The sequence below is a fragment of the Sinorhizobium meliloti genome (genome assembly GCF_017876815.1).
In the GTDB taxonomy this organism is placed as follows: Bacteria; Pseudomonadota; Alphaproteobacteria; order Rhizobiales; family Rhizobiaceae; genus Sinorhizobium; species Sinorhizobium meliloti.
In genome coordinates, this window is record NZ_JAGIOS010000003.1 from 702,299 (window position 1) to 722,047 (window position 19,749).

Annotated in this window: 15 protein-coding genes; 12 read left to right on the top strand and 3 right to left on the bottom strand. The window is 58.3% G+C overall.

Annotated elements, in window-relative coordinates; genetic code table 11:
* Positions 1–167 precede the first annotated feature (167 nt).
* From JOH52_RS29845 to JOH52_RS29895, 11 genes are all read left to right on the top strand, one after another.
* Positions 168–1,565 carry a DUF3300 domain-containing protein gene (locus JOH52_RS29845; RefSeq protein ID WP_014531819.1) on the top strand — a complete coding sequence of 466 codons (1,398 nt, stop codon included), beginning with the start codon at positions 168–170 and terminating at the stop codon, positions 1,563–1,565.
* Between the two features lie 20 nt (positions 1,566–1,585).
* Positions 1,586–2,536 (top strand): DUF2950 domain-containing protein, encoded by a 951-nt coding sequence (locus JOH52_RS29850; protein ID WP_017272570.1) that lies wholly within the window; start codon positions 1,586–1,588, stop codon positions 2,534–2,536.
* Between the two features lie 214 nt (positions 2,537–2,750).
* On the top strand, positions 2,751–3,257 hold the full coding sequence (locus JOH52_RS29855; protein ID WP_014531821.1) for a hypothetical protein: 507 nt from the start codon (positions 2,751–2,753) through the stop codon (positions 3,255–3,257).
* A gap of 397 nt (positions 3,258–3,654) precedes the next feature.
* Positions 3,655–4,998 (top strand): amino acid permease, encoded by a 1,344-nt coding sequence (locus JOH52_RS29860; RefSeq protein WP_014531822.1) that lies wholly within the window; start codon positions 3,655–3,657, stop codon positions 4,996–4,998.
* A gap of 118 nt (positions 4,999–5,116) precedes the next feature.
* Positions 5,117–6,043, top strand: coding sequence for a cation diffusion facilitator family transporter (locus tag JOH52_RS29865; protein ID WP_026029872.1), 927 nt, complete (start codon positions 5,117–5,119; stop codon positions 6,041–6,043).
* A gap of 208 nt (positions 6,044–6,251) precedes the next feature.
* On the top strand, positions 6,252–8,522 hold the full coding sequence (locus tag JOH52_RS29870) for an arginine/lysine/ornithine decarboxylase (RefSeq protein ID WP_014531824.1): 2,271 nt from the start codon (positions 6,252–6,254) through the stop codon (positions 8,520–8,522).
* Positions 8,509–10,872: an ornithine decarboxylase gene (speC, locus tag JOH52_RS29875; RefSeq protein ID WP_014531825.1), complete on the top strand. Its 2,364-nt coding sequence runs from the start codon at positions 8,509–8,511 to the stop codon at positions 10,870–10,872. Before JOH52_RS29870 ends, speC begins: the two co-directional genes overlap by 14 nt.
* Positions 10,873–10,899: 27 nt before the next feature.
* Positions 10,900–12,258: a putrescine-ornithine antiporter gene (gene potE / locus JOH52_RS29880; protein WP_014531826.1), complete on the top strand. Its 1,359-nt coding sequence runs from the start codon at positions 10,900–10,902 to the stop codon at positions 12,256–12,258.
* Between the two features lie 29 nt (positions 12,259–12,287).
* Positions 12,288–13,229, top strand: a complete 942-nt coding sequence (locus tag JOH52_RS29885; RefSeq protein WP_014531827.1) for an amino acid ABC transporter substrate-binding protein — start codon at positions 12,288–12,290, stop codon at positions 13,227–13,229.
* A 208-nt stretch (positions 13,230–13,437) separates the two neighbouring features.
* Entirely contained in the window at positions 13,438–14,583 is a 1,146-nt protein-coding gene (gene cax, locus JOH52_RS29890; protein WP_014531828.1) for a calcium/proton exchanger, read from the top strand.
* Positions 14,580–15,257: a VIT1/CCC1 transporter family protein gene (locus tag JOH52_RS29895; protein WP_014531829.1), complete on the top strand. Its 678-nt coding sequence runs from the start codon at positions 14,580–14,582 to the stop codon at positions 15,255–15,257. Before cax ends, JOH52_RS29895 begins: the two co-directional genes overlap by 4 nt.
* 154 nt (positions 15,258–15,411) lie before the next feature.
* On the opposite strand, the gene ppk2 is transcribed toward JOH52_RS29895, so the two are convergent.
* From ppk2 to JOH52_RS29910, 3 genes are all read right to left on the bottom strand, one after another.
* Entirely contained in the window at positions 15,412–16,266 is an 855-nt protein-coding gene (ppk2, locus tag JOH52_RS29900) for a polyphosphate kinase 2 (RefSeq protein WP_014528427.1), read from the bottom strand.
* A gap of 110 nt (positions 16,267–16,376) precedes the next feature.
* Complete coding sequence (locus JOH52_RS29905) at positions 16,377–17,606, bottom strand: HlyD family secretion protein (protein WP_014531830.1); 1,230 nt, start codon at positions 17,604–17,606, stop codon at positions 16,377–16,379.
* Positions 17,607–17,610: 4 nt separating this feature from the next.
* Positions 17,611–18,099 (bottom strand): hypothetical protein, encoded by a 489-nt coding sequence (locus JOH52_RS29910; protein WP_014531831.1) that lies wholly within the window; start codon positions 18,097–18,099, stop codon positions 17,611–17,613.
* Positions 18,100–18,600: 501 nt separating this feature from the next.
* Between JOH52_RS29910 and JOH52_RS29915 the strand changes: the two genes are divergently transcribed.
* Positions 18,601–19,746 carry an AI-2E family transporter gene (locus JOH52_RS29915; protein ID WP_014531832.1) on the top strand — a complete coding sequence of 382 codons (1,146 nt, stop codon included), beginning with the start codon at positions 18,601–18,603 and terminating at the stop codon, positions 19,744–19,746.
* Positions 19,747–19,749 lie beyond the last annotated feature (3 nt).

Here is a 19,749-nt window from a genome sequence, read left to right on the forward strand (position 1 = left end):
TCGCGGACCGGGCTCGCATAGCCCGATGTCTCGCCGCTCCATCTGTCAGGAAAGAAAGATGAGGGGGTGCGCTTCGGCGCGGCGCATTCGAAGCCGAGATCGCGGCCGTATTGACGTAAGCACGATCTTGATAATCGCGAAAGGCCCGGCCCCTGGGAGGCGGAAAGATGATGAGAGGGACGACCCTTGCACTTGCGGGCGCAATGACGCTCATGCTGTCGATGCAAGTCAGCGGCTCACTTGCACAAGAACCTACGAAAGCTGCAACCGGTACCGTGTCAACCCCGGAGCCGTTGACTGACGACGAACTGGAGGTCCTGGTGGCGCGGATCGCGCTTTACCCGGACGAGTTGGTTGCGCTGATTTCAGCCGTGTCGCTATACCCCTTACAGATCGTTGAGGCGGAGCGGTTTCTTGAGAACCACAAAAAGAAGCCAGACCTCAAGCCGAAGGAAAGCTGGGATGGCAGCGTAATTTCGCTGCTGAACTATCCCGACGTCGTCAAGATGATGAGTGACGACCTTGAATGGACGCAGGCCTTCGGTCAGGCAGTCGCCTATCAGCAGAAGGACGTGCTGATTGCGATCCAGCAGTTGCGCGACGAAGCGGTAGCCAAGGACATTATCAAGTCGGACGACAAGATGATGTTGGTCCAGGAGGGCGACAACATCATCATCCAGTCGGCGAATCCGGAGACTATCTACGTGCCGCAATATCCTCCGGAAATGCTGTACGAGCCGGATTACGCGCCGGTGCCCATCGACTACTATGACACGCCCTATCCCTCCTATTACTACCCAGGCGCAGCCTTTTTTGCCGGGGCGGTCACCGGCGCGGTCTTCGGCGCTATCGTCGACTGGGACGACTGGGGGGTCTGGGGCGGAGACTGGGGCGGCGACATTGATGTGGACTGCGACAATTGCTTCAACAACGTCGATATAGACGGCAAGGTCAAGTGGAACGACATCGATTGGAAAAATGTCGACCGCAGCAAGCTGACGTTCGATCGCGACCAGCTCCAGAAGTTGGACAGGACGAACTTAAAAAACAATATCAAGGCGAACGGCGAAAACAACATCCGCAACCGCGCTACCGAGATCAATCGCGATCGGTTAAAGTCGGGACCGGGCGGTGGCGCCAGCCAAATAAAGGACGTGCGCAAGAGCACGCTCGAGGGCCTGAAGGCGCAGCCGAGACGAGACGCCGCGGCACGTCCCACCGCAAAGCCCGGCGGCGGACAGGCGGTGGCAAAGGCGAAATCCAGCGGCGCGAAAGCTGGTGTCAACCGCCCCAAGGGCAAGAAGTCCTCGGCCAATCGGCCAGCAGGCAAGAAGAAGATGGCTTCCAAGGCGCAGAACAGGCCGAAAAAACCGTCCGGGCTGGGCAACGTCAACTCCGGCCGGCGGGAGGTGTCTGCCTCACGGCGCGGCGGCCACAGCATGGGCGGCGGGCAACGAGGCGGCGGGCGGCCGCAGATGAGTCGCGGCGGCGGCCGGCCGCCGATGGGAGGGGCCGGACGTGGTGGTGGACGCGGGGGTGGCGGACGCGGCGGAGGCAGGCGCTGAACGGTTACGGGAGACAGACCATGATCAAGTTCTTGCACACACTTCTCCTGGGATCGGCGATCTCACTTGCGCCCGTCGTTGGCCCGATGGACGCATCTCTCGCTCAGACACAGGATTTGGCAGACCTGGACGATTATGCTGCCGCGGAAGAGCCCCCGATGTTCGACGACCCGTCGAAGGCGGTGGAAGCATTTAAGTCGGTCCTTGCCGCCAACGACTTCGACGGGCTTGCACGACTTCTGGGGCTGAACGCCGCAAAACTGAAGACGGGCGAAGGAGCGATGGAGACCTTCAATCTGGTTCGCGAGGGTGCGGCCCGCAACGTTGTCGTGCGCGATCTTGACGGTCGCAAGATCATCGTCATCGGCGACCGGCTCTGGCCACTGCCGTTTCCTATCGTCAAGGACGAGGCCGGCAAATGGGCTTTCGATACCTATGTCGGGCTCGAGGAGATCGTCAACCGACGCGTTGGCGAGAACGAATTGGAGGCGATCGAGACGGCGCGCGCCTATATCGAAGCACAGAAGGACTATGTATCGCAGGACCGCGATGGGGACGGAGTTTTCGAATACGCACAGAAGCTGATCAGCAGCCCAGGCCAGACGGATGGGCTTTACTGGCCGGCAGATCAGGGGAATGGCGAAAGCCCGGTCGGTGAGGCCATCAGCGAGGCGGCGCTAGAGAAGGCAAGGACTGGAGAGGGCTATTTCGGATACCGCTTCCGCGTCCTGACCTCTCAAGGTGAGAATATCGCCGGCGGCAAGTACGATTACACCATCAACGGCAACATGATCGCCGGCTTCGCGCTGATCACCTGGCCGGTCAAGTATGCCGAAACGGGGGTCAAGACCTTCGTTATCAATCAACAGGGCATCGTCTATGAACGAGACCTTGGTCCGAGCACCGAGGAAATCGTGCCATTCATAGATCGTTTCGATCCGGATGAAAAATGGAGCGTGGTTACCGACTAGATCACGATGATTTAGATCCATTAAGCATACCGCACATTCAATGAAGCTCGTTGGATCGGCGCCGCGCTCGCGCTGGAAGACGCACATCTTATTGCCCCCCGGGCAGACGGCAGGCAAGCACGGGTGTCTGGCTCGGCTAGATCCAAGATTTCATACCCGCCATTAGAAACAGCCTGGCCGTACCGGCACGGCTGAAACAAGGAGGAATAATGTTATGAAGCTAACCCCAAAAACACGGATCGTAGCTGCGACGGCAGTGAGTCTTCTCTGCAGTGGAACGGTGGTTCAGGCACAGGACATGAAGAAGTACGGCACCGCGGCAGGCTGGGATATCATTGTGAGAGGGGACATGGGCCCCGGCTGCCTCATCGCGAAGAAGTTGGGTGATGATATGCAGGTTCTGATGGGCATAGACGAGACGACCGGCAGACGCGGCTACATGGCACTCTACACAAAGTTGGCGGCAAACGTTGGCAGTGGTGAGAAACGCTCCGTAATATTCGACGTTGACGGCCAGAAATTCAGCGGGGAGGCAACCGGTCAGCAGCTGGAGGGATTCGATGGAGCTTACGTTTGGGTCAACAATCCAGACTTCATCTACGATCTTGCCAAGATGAAGACGCTGACGATCACGCCGGAAGGGCGCAAGCCTTTTGCGCTAAGCCTTGCCGGAACCGACGCTGCAATGCAGGCCATGCGCGCCTGCCAGGAGGCTAACTAAGTAGGTATCGCCTGCGCGCACACTTGACTGCGATCAATGCGAGAGGATCCATGGAGTGGCATGCTCTGCACGCGGTAGAGCAATGCATGCGCGCGGTTTGCGCCGTCGCCTGGAGGGGAGCATGGCACCGATACAGGTTGGTCCCGGCCGTGCGTGTCGGTGTCGAGTGCTCTAAGCGACGTTGACGCAGGCTGTTGCCGCATCGAGCGTTGTCGATCTCAGATACGCTGCTGAATTGGTACCTTCGTTCACCTTGATCGGCGATCGAAACAGTTAAAGGAGCCGTCTCCAATATCAGATTCCAGTTTCGCCATGCTTCTCCGCGCCACACCGGCAACGCAGGTCAGCGCTCATCATTACTAACTTCCTGGGGCCCGGCGCTCGAAAGGTTGAGCAAATGTCAGCACCGTCAAGTGGCAAAAGCCTGGGTCTGGCCGCCTGTACCGCCATCGTCGTCGGTAACATGGTTGGCTCCGGCTTCTACCTCTCGCCGGCGGCAGTTGCTCCCTACGGCAATCTCGCTATCGTGATTTGGATCGTGATGGGAGCGGGTGCGATCTGTCTCGGGCTGACGTTCGCACGGCTCGCAAAGCTCTCTCCGGCAGTCGGCGGGCCTTATGCATATACGCGCCTTGCCTATGGAGACTTTCCGGGCTTTCTTATCGCTTGGGGATATTGGATTTCCATCTGGGCGTCCCTGCCCGTTATCGCCGTGGCGTTCGCCGGCGTGGTCATCGATTTTTTTCCGTTCCTCCGCGGGCGCGGAACGGCGACGCTGCTCACGTTGGGCGTGATCTGGCTTGTCGTGCTCGTCAACTTACGCGGCGTCCACGCGGCCGGGCTCTTTTCGGAAATCACCACCTACGCTAAGATGATCCCGTTCGGGGCCGTCGCGCTGCTGGGCCTGTTTTACATCGACTTCTCTCACTTTGCCGACTTCAATCCAAGCGGCCAGCCGCTCCTTCAGGCGAGCGCTGCGTTGGCGCCGCTTACCATGTTCGCCTATTTGGGGCTTGAATCTGCCACGGTGCCCGCTGGCGATGTGCGCGACGCCGAACGTACGATCCCGCGTTCAACGGTGCTTGGAATCGCCATTGCTGTAACGCTGTACGTTCTGGGCACCATTGTCGTTATGGGGTTGGTGCCGAGAGAGGAGCTCGTCCACTCGGTGGCGCCCTTCTCCGAGGCAGCAAGGAGAATGTGGGGACCGGCCGGTGAGCTAGCGATTTCTCTCGCAGTTGTCCTGTCATCAATCGGAGCGCTGAACGGCTGGACATTGCTGATGGGGCAGGTGCCAATGGCGGCGGCGCGAGACGGATTGTTTCCACCTCTGTTCAGCCGGCTCTCGGTGCGAAATGTGCCCGCCACGGGGATTGTCGTTTCGGCGACTCTGGCGACGATTCTCGTGCTCGTTCAGGCAGCCGGTTCCGAGGGCTTCTCATCCATTTATCGTCTATTCGTCGGCTTAAGCACAATGACCGCCGTTATACCTTATGCGTTCTGCGCTCTTGCCAGCAGTCTCGTCTCCGCACGGGTTAGCGGAGGGACTGTAATACCGCGTGTAACCCTTATCGAGCTTGTTGGTTTCGCTTTTGCAATTTTCACGCTTTACGGCTGTGGTGCGGAGCCTGTTCTCTACGGGCTATTGCTGCTGTTGCTGAGCATCCCCGTTTACATATGGCAGCGACGGCGGAGCTTCGTGCCGGGTGATGATCCTAGCCGGGGCCAGACGCCTGATTGATTGCGATAACTTAGAGCGGATGGGGGTGGAAAACCGCGTGCACCTTTCCTCATCCCGCTCCGGGCAGGCAGCAGCGCCTGGTACCGGTGTGTGGTTCGTTCCGTACCTCGAGGGCGATATGTTCAACGAGCAGACCTTCCTTCGGGCTTCCATCGCCGCCACCGTTGTCGTCGCGGCATTTGGAATTATCCTGGGACTTCTGTCCGGGTCATTCTCCATCACATTTGACGGCGTCTACTCGCTCGCCGATGCCGGAATGACTGTCTTGGCGCTTTGGGTTTCCAGGCTGATTGCGGTAGCGGCAACGGGCAATGCGTTGTCCGGCCGTATGCGGGAACGTTTCACGATGGGGTTCTGGCACCTCGAGCCGATCGTCTTGCTTCTCAACGGTACATTGCTGATGGCCATCGCCGTTTATGCGTTGATCAATGCGCTGACCAGCGTTTTGAAAGGGGGCCATCAGCTCCAGTTCGGCTTCGCCATTGCCTATGCTGCAGTGACCGTGTTCATTTGTACGATGATGGCGGTGATCGGTGCGCGAGCTAATCGCGGGCTTCGATCGAATTTTATCGCGCTTGATGTCAAGGCCTGGATCATGTCGGGGGGCATCGCGTCGGCGCTGCTGGTTGCTTTCATAATCGGCCATGCGGTCCAGAAAACGGCATTGCATTGGATGACCTCATACGTCGATCCCGTGGTGTTGGCTTTTGTCTGCATCGTCATCATCCCCCTGCCGATCGGTACGGTTAAGTCGGCTCTTGCCGATATCCTGCTGATCACCCCAAGCGAGCTCAGGGCTCGGGTGGAGCGCATCGCCGACGAAACGGTGCGGAAGCAGGGCTTTCTTTCTTACCGGGCCTACGTCGCCAGGGTTGGGCGCGCCAAGCAGATAGAGCTTCATTTCATCGTGCCCAGCAACCTTCCTCCTCAACCGGTAGAGTCGTGGGACCGAATTCGAGATGAGATTGGGATTGCTATTGGCGATGAAGGCCACAATCGCTGGTTGACAATCGCCTTTACCGCAGACGAGAGGTGGGCAGAGTGAGCACGAGCCCTGCCCGCGTCGTTGGCGTCGCCGTCGCCGATCCGTCGGCCGGTGCCCGATCGAACACGATTATCCGACCTGATTCCGGTAATGAGTATAAGCTCGCGGGCATAGGTTTGATCAGGATCAACGACGCGCCGGCGCCGCGCGTGTACGACTTACAACGAAAGCTGAGAATTCGCCGCCGCGTCCGCAGGAGCCTGGGACCATGGAGTTCTACAAGGCATTCCCCATCGCTGTCATCGATGAAGATTACGAGGGTAAAAACGCGGCCGGGCGGGGCATGCGCAGCCTCGCAGAGGCGATTGAAAAGGAAGGTTATCGGGTCGTTGGAGGGCTCACCTATGAGGATGCACGCCGCCTCGTGAACGTCTTCAACACCGAGTCCTGCTGGCTGATTTCAGTCGACGGGACGGAATCAAGTACGACGCGATGGGAGATTTTGGCCGAGCTGCTCGCCGCGAAACGCTCCCGGAACAACCTGCTGCCAATCTTTCTGTTTGGCGACGATACAACGGCGGAAATGGTGCCGGCGCCCGTGCTGCGCCACGCCAATGCCTTTATGCGTCTTTTCGAGGATTCTCCGGAATTCATGGCGCGCGCGATCGTGCGCGCCGCGCAGAATTATCTTGAGAGGCTTCCGCCTCCAATGTTCAAGGCGTTGATGGAATACACGCTTCACGGCGCCTATTCCTGGCACACGCCAGGGCACGGAGGCGGGGTGGCGTTTCGCAAGAGCCCGGTTGGCCAGCTCTTTTATTCGTTTTTCGGAGAGAACACACTGAGGTCGGACATTTCTGTGTCCGTCGGCAGCGTTGGTTCGCTCCTCGATCATGTTGGGCCGATTGGCGAGGGTGAGCGCAATGCCGCTCGTATATTTGGTGCGGATGAGACGCTGTTCGTTGTCGGCGGCACATCGACCGCCAATAAGATCGTATGGCACGGCATGGTCACTCGGAACGACCTCGTCCTCTGCGACCGAAACTGCCATAAGTCTATCCTGCACTCGCTGATCATGACGGGTGCAACGCCGATTTACCTGACGCCCTCACGCAACGGCCTCGGCATCATCGGGCCGATTGCGAAGGAGCAATTTACCCCAGAGGCAATTGCGCACAAGATCGCCGCCAGTCCGTTTGCCAGTGAGACGAACGGTAAAGTGCGCCTGATGGTAGTGACAAACTCCACCTATGATGGGCTCTGCTACAATGTAGATGAAATCAAATCGGCTCTCGGCGATGCGGTGGAGGTACTGCATTTCGACGAGGCCTGGTTTGCTTACGCCAATTTTCACGAATTCTACGATGGTTATCACGCGATCTCTTCAACGAAGCCCGCGCGCTCGCAAGACGCCATAACATTCGCAACCCAGTCGACGCATAAGCTGCTGGCCGCCTTCTCTCAAGCTTCAATGCTTCATGTGCAGCATGCCGTGGCGAAGCAACTCGACATCACACGCTTCAACGAAGCGTTCATGATGCACACATCGACATCGCCGCAATATGGGATCATCGCCTCGTGCGACGTGGCTGCTGCCATGATGGAGCAGCCCGCCGGGCGGGCGCTGGTACAGGAGACCATTGACGAGGCCATGAGTTTCCGTCGAGCCGTCAACGCCGTGCGGACACAGATGCAGGATTCCTGGTGGTTCGAAGTCTGGGAGCCCCCCATCGCGGATCGGGCACCGAGCGACGCCAGGTCGGATTGGCTTCTTAAGCCCAACGACGCGTGGCATGGTTTCGAAGACCTGGCTGAGAATCACGTGATGGTTGACCCGATCAAGGTAACGATCCTTTCGCCCGGACTCAATGCGGGCGGAGCGATGCTGGAGCATGGTATTCCGGCTGCAGTCGTCACGAAGTTCCTTTCTTCTCGCCGGATCGAAATCGAGAAAACGGGTCTCTACTCTTTCCTGGTGCTCTTCTCCATGGGGATCACACGGGGCAAGTGGAGCACCCTGATCACCGAGCTCTTGAACTTCAAAGACCTCTATGATGCCAATGCGCCTCTTTCACGCGCCCTTCCCGCCCTCGCGGCAGCCCATCCGGACGTCTACCGTGCAATGGGGCTCAGAGATCTTTGCGAGAAAATTCACGACGTGTACCGCAGCGACGACGTGCCGAATGCCCAGCGCGAGATGTACACCGTGCTGCCCGAAATGGCACTGCGCCCGGCGGACGCCTACAACCGCTTGGTCAAGGGGTGCGTCGAAAGCATCGATATCGACGAATTGATCGGCCGAACACTCGCAGTCATGATTGTACCCTATCCTCCGGGGATCCCGCTCATCATGCCTGGCGAACGGATCACCGCCGCCACAAGATCGATCCAGGACTATCTCGTCTACGCCCGGAGTTTCGACAGGAAATTCCCGGGATTTGAGACGGACATCCACGGGCTCCGTTTCGTCGCTAACCCGAGTGGACGGAGATATCTCGTGGATTGCATCGTCGAGGAGGGGCAGGATGATACCGCGTGATGTGAAGGCTCCGACCGTCCCCATTCCATTCCACAAGCTGCTTAAGGTCGTGGCATTCGTCGACGAACGCAATCTCGAAACGAAGAGACTTCTTGCGCACATTGTCGCGGAGAATTTCGAAGTCGAGTTGCGCGGCAGCTACAACGCCGACGTGTCCGAGGACGCTTCGGTTGGTGCCTATATTGGGACGGTCGAGGGCGGACGGCTCGAAGATGCCCGGAAGTTCGTCCGTGCGGTCAGAGACATCGGATTCCGCACGCCGCTATGGGCCCTCGCAGACTCCCACGGTATTGCGGACATTGCGGCGATTAAAATGGCCGGCGAAGTCGATGGCTTCGTTTATCTTGGGCAGCAGACACCGGCGTTCTACGCAAAGCAGATCATTTCAAGTCTGGTCAATTACGGCAAGACGCTCCTCCCGCCGTTTTTCGGCGGCCTCATGGCTTACGATGGAGAAGCCAACATCGCGTTCGACTGTCCCGGACACCAAGGCGGACAGTTTTACCGGAAGTCGCCCGCAGGCCAGCTCTTTTTCAATTATTTCGGCGAAAGCATATTTCGCGCCGATCTTTGCAATGCCGATGTCGACCTTGGCGACCTGCTAATCCATGAAGGGCCAGCGGCCGAGGCGCAGAAGAATGCGGCAAGGATTTTCGGCGCGGACCGGACCTACTTCATTCTGAACGGCACAAGCACATCGAACAAAGTAGTTACGAACGCGGTACTGCGCGCAGGCGACCTCGTGTTGTTCGACCGCAACAATCACAAATCGCTTCATCAGGGCGCGCTGGTGCAGGCAGGAGCGATACCAGTTTACCTGCCAACCTCACGCAACTCGTTCGGGATGATCGGTGCCGTGGACTGGGACGCCTGGGACGAAGCCAGCCTGCGCCGGCAGATCGAAAGGCATCCCCTGGTCGAGGACAAGACGCGAGCCAGTGCAGAGCGACCGTTCCGACTCGCCTGCATCCAACTTGCGACCTATGACGGCACTATTTACAACGTCCGCAAGGTGTTGGAACAAATCGGACACCTGTGCGACTACGTACTCTGGGACGAGGCGTGGATCGGCTACAACGCTTTCCACCCATTGTTTGAAGACCACAGTCCGATGCGGATCGACACGCTTGATGCCGAAATGCCGGGATTGTTCTCAACGCAATCCGTCCACAAGCAAGGGGCGGGCTTTTCGCAAGCCTCGCAGATTCACAAGCGCGACGAGCACATCCGTGATCAGCGCCGCTATGTCGAACATAAGCGCTTCAACGAGTCGCTTCTCATGCATGTTTCGACATCACCATTCTACCCGCTATTCGCCTCGTTGGACGTCAATGCCAAGATCCACGAGGGCAAGGCTGGTGAAATGCTCTGGGATCGCTGTATCGAGCTGGGTATCGAGGCACGCAAGAAGCTCAGAGAATTCACCCGGTACTACGAGTCGACGGGTGCGGGGCCCCAGGAGCAGTGGTTCTTCGACCCCTTCGTACCCGATGTCGTCACGATCTCGGGCTCCAAACATACCGAGGATGTTGTCGAGTCCCGTTGGGAGGCGCTCCCGACGGAGGTCATCAAACGGGAACAGCAGTGCTGGCGCTTCCGCCCAGGGGCTTCATGGCATGGATATTCCGGCTACTCCGATGGCTACGCAATGGTGGATCCAAACAAGCTCACGCTTCTCACTCCAGGCATAGACCGTGCGACCGGGGAGTATCGAGACTTCGGCATCCCGGCAACGATCGTTGCCAATTATCTTCGCGAACAGCGCATCGTTCCCGAGAAGTGCGACCTCAACAGCATACTGTTTCTGCTCACACCGGCCGAGGACGAGAGCAAGCTCAACACGCTGATAGCCAAGTTGGTGAAGTTCAAGAACTTATGGGATCGGGACGCACCTTTGGCCGAGGTTCTACCAACCGTGTTTGCGGCGAACAGAGAGCGCTATGCAGGATACACACTCCGGCAGGTCTGCAAAGAGATGCACGACTTCTATCGGCAAGCAGGGGTCAAGGAATTGCAGCGCCTCTGCTTCCGGGCGGAGAGCATGCCCGAGCCCGCAATGCCGCCGAAAGCGGCTTATGAAGCCCTCGTGGCAAACGAAGTTGATTATGTGGCACTCGACGAGGCTTTCGGCAGGATTTCGGCCACGCTCGCGTTGATCTATCCGCCGGGCATAGGCGTCATAGTCCCCGGGGAGCGCTGGGACGAAAGGGCGCGGCCGATGCACAACTATTTCCTGGCATTCCAAGAGTCCTTCAACCGTTTCCCCGGCTTCAATTACGAGGTCCAGGGTGTGTTTCAGGAGCGCGTTGACGGCCAGATCAAATTCTACACCTACGCCGTGCGCGAGTAATCGCCTCTTCCGAGGGAGGATCAGGTCATGACTGAACATTCGCTCAACGTTGCCATGGAAGCTTCGTCGAAGAAGAAAATGAACCTGGTCCAGCTCACCTTTATCGTTGCGGTGAACATGATGGGCTCGGGAATAATAATGCTGCCGGCGAACATGGCGCAGGTCGGTGCCATTTCACTTCTGTCCTGGCTGGTGACCGCGGTCGGCTCGATGGCGATCGCTTACGGATTTGCACAAGCCGGTCTATTCAACCAGCGTCCCGGAGGGATGTCGGCTTATGCGGAGGATGCCTACGGTAAACCGGGCTATTTCCTCGTTTTCTTACTCTACTTTCTTTCGCTCGCTGTCGGCAATGTCGCGATCGGCATTTCGGCCGTCGGCTATCTCGCCGGGTTCTTCCCATGGCTGACGTCCACGCCGATTGCGACTTGCGTGAGCCTGATCATCCTCCTGTGGCTTACGACTGTAGCTAACTTTGGCGGGCCGCGCGTCACGGGCCGTATCGGTTCAATCACGGTATGGGGAGTGATCCTCCCCGTAGGGCTGCTCTGTATTATCGGTTGGGCATGGTTCAGTTCGGAGGTTTTCGCGGCTGCCTGGAATCCCAATGGACTGACCCTCGTTCAAGGCATGGGATCGAGCATCTCGCTGACGCTCTGGGCGTTTCTGGGGATGGAATCGGCTGCACAGAACTCCGATGCGGTGGAAAATCCCAAGCGGGACGTTCCTCTTGCCTGCCTGTTCGGGACGCTCGGCGCCGCTATTATCTACATTCTCTCGACCACAGTCATTCAGGGGATCGTGCCGAACGCTGAGCTTGCCGCGTCGACGGGACCGTTCGCGCTTGCCTATGCCACGATGTTCAACCCCGCCATCGGATCAGTCGTCATGGCGCTGGCTGTTCTCGCCTGCGTCGGCTCGCTACTCGGCTGGCAGTTCACCATCGCGCAAACGGCGCGGGCCGCCGCGGACGAGCGCATGTTTCCGTCCCTTTTTTCGCGGGTGAACGAGATGGGTGCGCCCGTAACCGGGATGATCGTCATGGGCGTTGTTCAGTCTCTGCTGGCGCTCATGACGATTTCACCCACGCTCAACGAGCAGTTTGCAGCGCTCGTCAATCTGGCGGTCGTCACCAACGTGCTTCCCTACATCATCTCCCTTTCCGCACTCTTCGTCATGATGAGGGCGGCTGGCGTTTCAGAAAGCAAGTTCCGCTTGAATTCTTCGATCGCGATCGTAGGCATGCTCTATAGCGTCTTTGCGATTTATGCGTCCGGAAAGGATGCCGTGCTGGGCGGTATGCTCGTGACCGGAATTGCCTTCATCATTTACGGCCTTATCGCGCCTCGCTTCACCCCAAGACCGGGAATTGTGGGGACAGCGTGAGGTCAAGAGAAGCGTTGGGAGGATGCAACATGCAAGCCGCACCGGGCAAAGGACGTCAAGCGGGACGATGGATAGTCAGATTTGGGCTGACGCTAGGAGCAATGACCGTCAGCATGTGGGCGAGCGCAGAAGCACAGACGCTTGATCGCGTCCGCAGCAGCAGCACCGTCAAGCTGGGCTACGATGCGAACGCGCGCCCATTCTCGTTCAAGGCCGAAGGGGAAAGCGCGACCGGCTATGCCGTCAGCCTGTGCATGGAGGTGGTCGAGGAACTGAAACGTGAACTTGGGATCGCCGATCTTGCGGTCGAGTGGATTGAGCTCACCAGGGAGGCTGCCGACCACGCCATACGACAAGGTTCGGCCGATCTCTTCTGTGGTGCGTCACCCGTGACCTTGACGCGTCGAAAAGAGGTTTCGTTCTCGCTACCGATCTTTCCGAGCGGGACGGGTGCGGTACTGAATGCGAGCGCACCCCTTGCGCTGCGCGAGGTTCTGACGCAGGGTCGCCCCTCTGACCGGCCCATTTGGCGGGGATCCCCTGCAAGAACTGTACTCAATCAGAAGACATTTTCCCCGATCGCAGGTACTACCAGTGAGGATTGGCTTGCGGAGCGGATAAAGACATTTCAGCTTTCAGCGACCATCGCTGCTGTGGAGAACTATGATCAGGGAATCGCCAATATTCTGAACGGCGAGTCCGACGTACTCTTCGGCGACCTGCCGCTCTTGCTCGACGCCGCCGCGCGCGGCGAAAATTCCGGCGATCTCATCGTACTGAAGCGCCATTTCACCTACGAACCGCTTGCGCTTGTGCTGGCGCGCAACGACGAGGATTTTCGAATCGTCGTTGACCGGGCGTTGAGCCGCACCTACCGATCGGAAGATTTCCCGGCATTCTTCAGCGAGTGGTTCGGACCTCCCGACGATACGATCGTGACCTTCTTCCGGCAAACGACATTGCCTGAGTGAAGCGCTTCCACGAGAGCCTCTCCTGGAGCCCCGTTGCGGTCAAACGTCCCTTCGTCGAGCAACTGCGCAGTGATGAGATCGGGTGGTTCGTCGTCCAGTCCTCGGATCATGCTTGGTAGTTGCGTCACGGCGAAGTGCGGTTCGACCCGTTTGCGTCATGCACTCGGAAACCAAGTCACAAGCCCTTCAGGGCCGGAGGACCATACGGATGCCCACTTTCGAGGTGAAAAGGTCCACCAAGCAGTCGCGATCTGCAATCGAAGCGGTCTTAAGGGAGCTTCGACGATCTCCACTTCTGGCGTTGATCTTCTTCGTACCTGTGGTCATTCTCCTGGAGCGGATGGCTCCGAAGGCTCATACGTTATTGTTTTTCGTGGCGATCGCAGCGATCGTACCGCTCGCTGCGCTCTTGAGCCGCGCGACGGAATCGGTGGCGGCAAAGACCGGCGATGCGGTCGGTGGCCTGCTCAATGCAACGCTCGGTAACCTGACGGAGCTCATTATTACGCTCGCCGCTCTGCAGGCCGGGCAGTATCTTCTCGTCAAAGCCTCGATCGCGGGCGCAATTGTCACCAATAGCCTTTTCATGTTTGGAGGCGCTTTTCTCATTGGCGGCCTGAACCATCATCTGCAGGAATTCAACAGGGTGAATGCACGTTTTCAGGCGAGCCTCCTGTTCCTTGCGACGATTGCGATTCTGGTACCCTCGCTCACGAGCGGCTTGGATCGCACCCCGGCAGCGGAATTTTCCCAGCAGTTGAGCCTAGGATTGGCGATCCTGCTCATAGCCGTCTACGGACTTGGCATGGTGTTTTCCCTGAAGACGCACAAGGAACTGTTTGCAAGCGTCGGTCAGGCCGAGGCGGGAGAGAAGCCCTGGCCGCTTTCGATCGGGATTGTCGTTTTGATTGTCGTCACGCTCCTCGTCGCAATGGTCAGCGAGATTTTCGTCGGGTCAGTGCAAGCTGCCGCGCAACATCTAGGACTGACACCGGCCTTCGTTGGTTTCATAGTCATCGCCCTGGTTGGCGGAGCTGCGGAAATGACCACGGCGTTCTCAGCGGCGCGCGCAAATCGCCTGGACCTCAGCGTTGGCATCGCGCTGGGCAGCGCTGCGCAGATCGCTCTGTTCGTTGCGCCGGTACTCGTCCTTGTCAGCTACTTCATTGGGCCCCAGCCGATGTCGCTCGAATTCTGGCCCGGCGCGGTGGCAATGATGCTGGTGGCGACCATGGCGGCGACCCTTCTGTCCAATGGAGGGCACGCAGCGTGGTATGCGGGCGTCATGGCACTGGCGGTTTACGCCATATTTGCGTTGACGCTGTTCCTCTTGCCCCCAGGAGTGACTCAATGAGCGAGAAAGTGCCCGGTAATGGCGGCTCGAAGCATTTGTTCTACGGCGTCCTCAATCCTGTTGACCGCTCCAACGAGGTGCTCTTTGGATTGATCATGGTCATGACGTTCACGAATTCGCTGAGCACCACGGAAGCAGGACGAGCGGATGTGCGGTCAATGCTGGTTGGAGCTGTCGGCTGCAATCTGGCGTGGGGTATCATTGACGCAGTCATGTACTTCATGAGCTCGATGGCTGAGCGCAAGCTTTCGGAGCGAACGGTTCACCGTGTGCGGACAGCTGATGACGTTAAAGCGGCTCGCGGTATCGTGGCAGAGGCACTGCCGGGCATCATTCTGCCAGCGCTTTCGTCCGAAGACCTGGAACGGATACGCCGGCACCTGGCCAGCCTCCCTGACGATGAGGTGCGCGCGCGACCCACCACGCGTGATGTCATCAGCGCGCTAGGTGTCTTTCTGTTGGTCTTCCTTTGCACATTTCCGGTCGTTTTTCCGTTCATCGTCATGACAAACGCCCTGGCCGCAGTGAAGGTCTCCAACGCGATAGCCACTGCTCTGTTGTTTCTGGCCGGGTATACTCTGGGACGTCACTCCGGCAACCCAGTGGGTCTGGCGCTTGCGATGGTCGCGATTGGTTTGATTCTGGTGGCCTTAGCCTCGGCCCTCGGGGGATGACACGCAAGTTCAGCATCGCTTTGAGCCGCTCCAGTTTAAATGGAAACGATTCTGCTGGCTCGAGCGAGTGGAATGTTTGCTCGGCTGGCGCGCGTCGTAGCCCAAGAAACGGCAAGCAGAGCCGACGACCGCAGACGCACAGCGCCGGACGTGCTCAGAAAAGGTTTGGCACCGTGCGGCGGCGCGTATCTCCTTCGAAATCAGCCGGCCGCTTCTGACGCTTGCCAAGGTCGGGTTCCACGAACTTCACCCGTTCGTAGGGAATTGAGGAAAGAATATGAGCGATACAATTCACGCGCGCCTGCTTTTTATTATCCGATGGGACGATCCACCATGGCGCATCGTCGGTGTCTGTCATCCTGATCATCTCGTCATAGGCTCGAGTGTAGTCCCACCAGCGCCGATAGGATTCGACATCCATCGGTGATAGCTTCCATTGGCGCAGCGGATCATTGATGCGTTGCCGGAATCGGCGGTCCTGTTCCTCCTCGCTTACATCGAGGAAATATTTAAGCAGCACTATTCCGCTTTCAATCATCGCTGCCTCGAACCGGGGAGCGATCTCCAGAAAGCGCTTTGCCTTCTTCTCCGAGCAGAAGCCCATTACGCGCTCGACGCCGGGTCTGTTGTACCAGGATCGGTCGAAGATCACGACTTCGCCGGCCGCCGGAAGCTGCTGTATATAGCGTTGCATGTAAATCTGCGTCTTCTCACGATCCGTCGGCGCAGGTAGGGCCACGACACGAAAGACGCGTGGGCTGACTCGCTCAGTGATCCGTTTTATCACGCCGCCCTTGCCGGCCGCGTCTCGTCCCTCGAAGACGATGACGATCCGAGCCCCTGTCTGCTTCACCCAAGCCTGCAAATGAGCAATCTCCTCCTGCAATCGGGCCAGCTCTTTTGCATAGTTTCCAACGGACCGCTTTTCGGAGCCCTTGGTCGCAGCGGATTTCCTGTCCTCCCCCTTCCAGTGATTGTTCTTTTTTCTGTCGTCGGTGTGCTTGTCCATTGGCCCCTCCTCTATTGCTTAGGGGTTGCTGTCCCTATCGGCACTAAATCTGCGGCTGAGTACCCGACAGGTATTGACGTCTGCGCTGGGCGCGGCGCAGCCGACCCTCCTCAATGGCCCTTGAAGACCAGCGTCTGGACCGGCAAGAGCAGGGCCTGAAGCCTGAGGATCATGGCGTGCACCAATCCCACCGCATCGACGACATGCAGAAATAGCCAGTGCGGTGTGCTGATGCCGGGCGCATGTAGTGCATCGTGATTGCTCGTGTACGCGTTGGCAATGCAACTGCTTCCAGGTGGTATGCCGCTGAACTGTCCCTCGTAGAGCGGCTCCAGATAGGCAGTCAGCGTGCCAGGACTGGCAAGTTGCTGCGCGTCGACGAGCTGGTCGGTCGGACGAACTTGGCCGGCGGCGATGACGTCTTGCACCTCCGTCACCACCATCGGGATGATGGTGAACGGCTTGCCGATGCAGGTCGCCTCGGCAATCATCCCGGCCTTCATCACCTGTGCCTCGATCTGGCCGAAGCCAGCGATCAGGCCAATGCGGCGTTGCTCGGGAACCAGGATGCCGGCCGAGCGAATCATCGGATTGACGATATCTCCAGCTCGGAGCGCGAACTGCTGGACTACGCCGGCGGTTCCAGCCCGTACGATCGTCTTGTCGAGCTCCACCTGGGCTTGGGTCAGCGCCGCTTCAGCGCTCGCCTTCTGAGCCGGCAGGAGTGAGGCGATTTTCGTTTCCAAGGTCCGCTTGTTGGAGATCGACGCGGCACGCGCGCCATCGCGACCATCGACAGCGACCTGAAGCCGCTCGATTTCGCGCCTTGCGACGATGTTAGGGTTGCGCTGGTTCAATTCGACCTGCGTCTCGAGTTCATTCAGCGCCTGGAGATAGTCGCCCTCGGCTTGGGCGATAAGGCCGTCGGCGGAGGCGAGTTCGCTCTGCGCAACAATTGCCTCTGCCTCGATCTCGGCGACGCGTCGGCGGGCGGTCTCAAGTGCTGCCCGTTGCTCGGAATCGTCGAGGCGGAAGAGGGGAGCACCGGCAGAAACCTTCTCGTTGAGGTCAACATAAACCTCTGCTACTCGCCCGGTTGATTCGGGCATGATCGTTACCGTGCGGAACACCGCGGTGACGTTGCTGGTAGATGGATGGAAGTAGAAGATCATTGTGATCAGTGAAATGGTTAGGATAAGGCAGGCCGTTATGCCGTATCGGAGCTCAAACCACATGGAATAGAGATTTATCTCACGGCCGACACGCTTGCCTTGGACATAGCGGCGGACGAGGTAGTCCGGAAAAATGGTGAGCAGCGAGCAGATCAGGAATTCCAGCACAATTTCACCCCCTCCGTTCCGCCTTCTCGTCACCTGCCACGGGCTCTATCTCGAGCGGCACCCATTGTGGCGGGCCTGCGTGGGATTCGCTGGCTCGCGGGGGCATCGCCGCCGGCTGGGCACTCGTCCCGGGTTCGTCGGTTCCATCGTGGCGGTCGGCCATTTTCGCCAGCGAGCGAGCGATCGATTCGACTGGAGACGAGAAGTTCGGAAATTCGACCATGGCAAGTAGGAGAGCCGCAATCCAGAACAAGTGATTGTGGGTGAAGAGCGCGACCAGCGCCAAGACGCCGACGATCTGCAACTGCACTTTGCTGGCGCCATGCGCCATGTGCTCGGGCAAAGCGTGCAGGCGCAGGTAAAGGATGCCGACCACAAAGACCATCAGCAAGACGAAGACGATCATCACGTTGAAAAGAACGTCGGTCTGACCCGGCGCGGTGATGAACGGCGGCAGATGGGCAACCGCAGCCGGATGCAAGGAATCTTCCATCTCTGCGCTCCCCCTTCCCATAAAGTGGCAGGAGCCGCTGGCTGCGGCAAAAATGCTTGAACCTAAGGCAAGTAGAGAAGGGGACTAATCACCTCAATTTCCTTAAGTCTAATATTACGCCAGAACGCGTCGGTGGCATTGATCGTGGTCAATATCGATAGGTAATAACTTGCGGACGGTCCCGTCAATTCCTCATCATTCACGCGCTTGTAAAACCTGCCTATGAGCGAAGTTCTGTGTACGACGAAATGCGCAAAGCCGGAACGTTGATTGACGTATGCTACGGTATGTTACTGCTGTGCTACCGATAAGCGGCGTACGATCAACGATCATCTTTTTCTGCATGAGGGTGACCTGGCCCCCGCGACGGAACGATCGGTGCGGAAGACAGGTCTTGCGTTGCTTCAACTGAAATGGCCCTGCGCGACCGGGTCGAACGCACAAGCCTCAAAAACCACGCGGATGAGCTTTTTGTTTCCGGCATTAAACGCGAGGTGCGCCATGGACGACAATCCATCATCCCAAAGAAACCCGGGCCCGGTTAATCCCGCCGCGCGGCCGTCTATCGAGCCGAGAATCACGGAGATCGCGCGGATCGGCCTGGTTGGACTTTTCGCCTACTGGTCTTTTACCTTGATCGCGCCGTTTGCGATTATTCTTATCTGGGCCGCGATCCTGGCTGTAGCCCTTTATCCAGCCTATGCTGCGCTTTCAGCTATTCTCGGCCACCGGCCCCGCGTGGCGGCGCTCGTCATTACAATGCTGGGGCTGCTCGTTATCGTCGCTCCGCTCGCAGCCATTGCGATCAGTTTTGCCGAGGGAGTACAGGTGGTGCTTGCAAGACTCAATGATCGATCTCTGCTGATTTCGGCGCCACCCGACAGTATTCGCAGTTTTCCGCTTATCGGCGAGCGCATCTATTCCGTCTGGAGTATGGCTTCCGACAATCTTGAAGCCGTATTGCAACAGATCAAGCCTTCGCTCCTGCAAGCGGGCAGCAAGGCGCTCGGCAAAATCGCGTCGATCGGTGCCGACCTGCTCAGCTTTGTGGTTTCCGTTCTTGTCGCCGGTTTTCTCTTCGGGTCCGGAGCACGGCTGGCAAACAGTGCGCAGGGATTTGCGAGCAGAATGGGTGGGGATAGAGGCGTTGGCTTTCTGCAACTGGCAGCGGCAACGATCCGCAACGTGGCGCGGGGTGTGATCGGTGTCGCTCTCTTGCAAGCCTTTATCTGCGTTTTGATCCTGAGTCTTTTCAAAGTTCCTGCACCCGGTGCAATCGCCTTCGTCGTCCTTATCCTCTGCATCATTCAGATTGGACCGGCGTTGGTTCTGCTGCCGGTAATCGTCTGGGCGTGGACCTCAATGGAATTCGGGATGGCTGCCTTGTTCACGATCTTGCTGATACCGCTCCTCATCATCGATAATGTCATGAAGCCAATCCTGGTCGCGCGCGGACTTTCCACACCGACACTCGTGATTTTGTTGGGTGTGCTCGGCGGCACGCTTTCTTACGGATTGATAGGACTTTTTCTGGGGCCGATCGTTCTCAGCGTGTTCCACAGTTTACTATTAATATGGATGAACACGGACACCGTAGGATCGGAAAGGCTGCGGCTGGGGCCATCGAAACTGCCGAATCCAATGTGATAA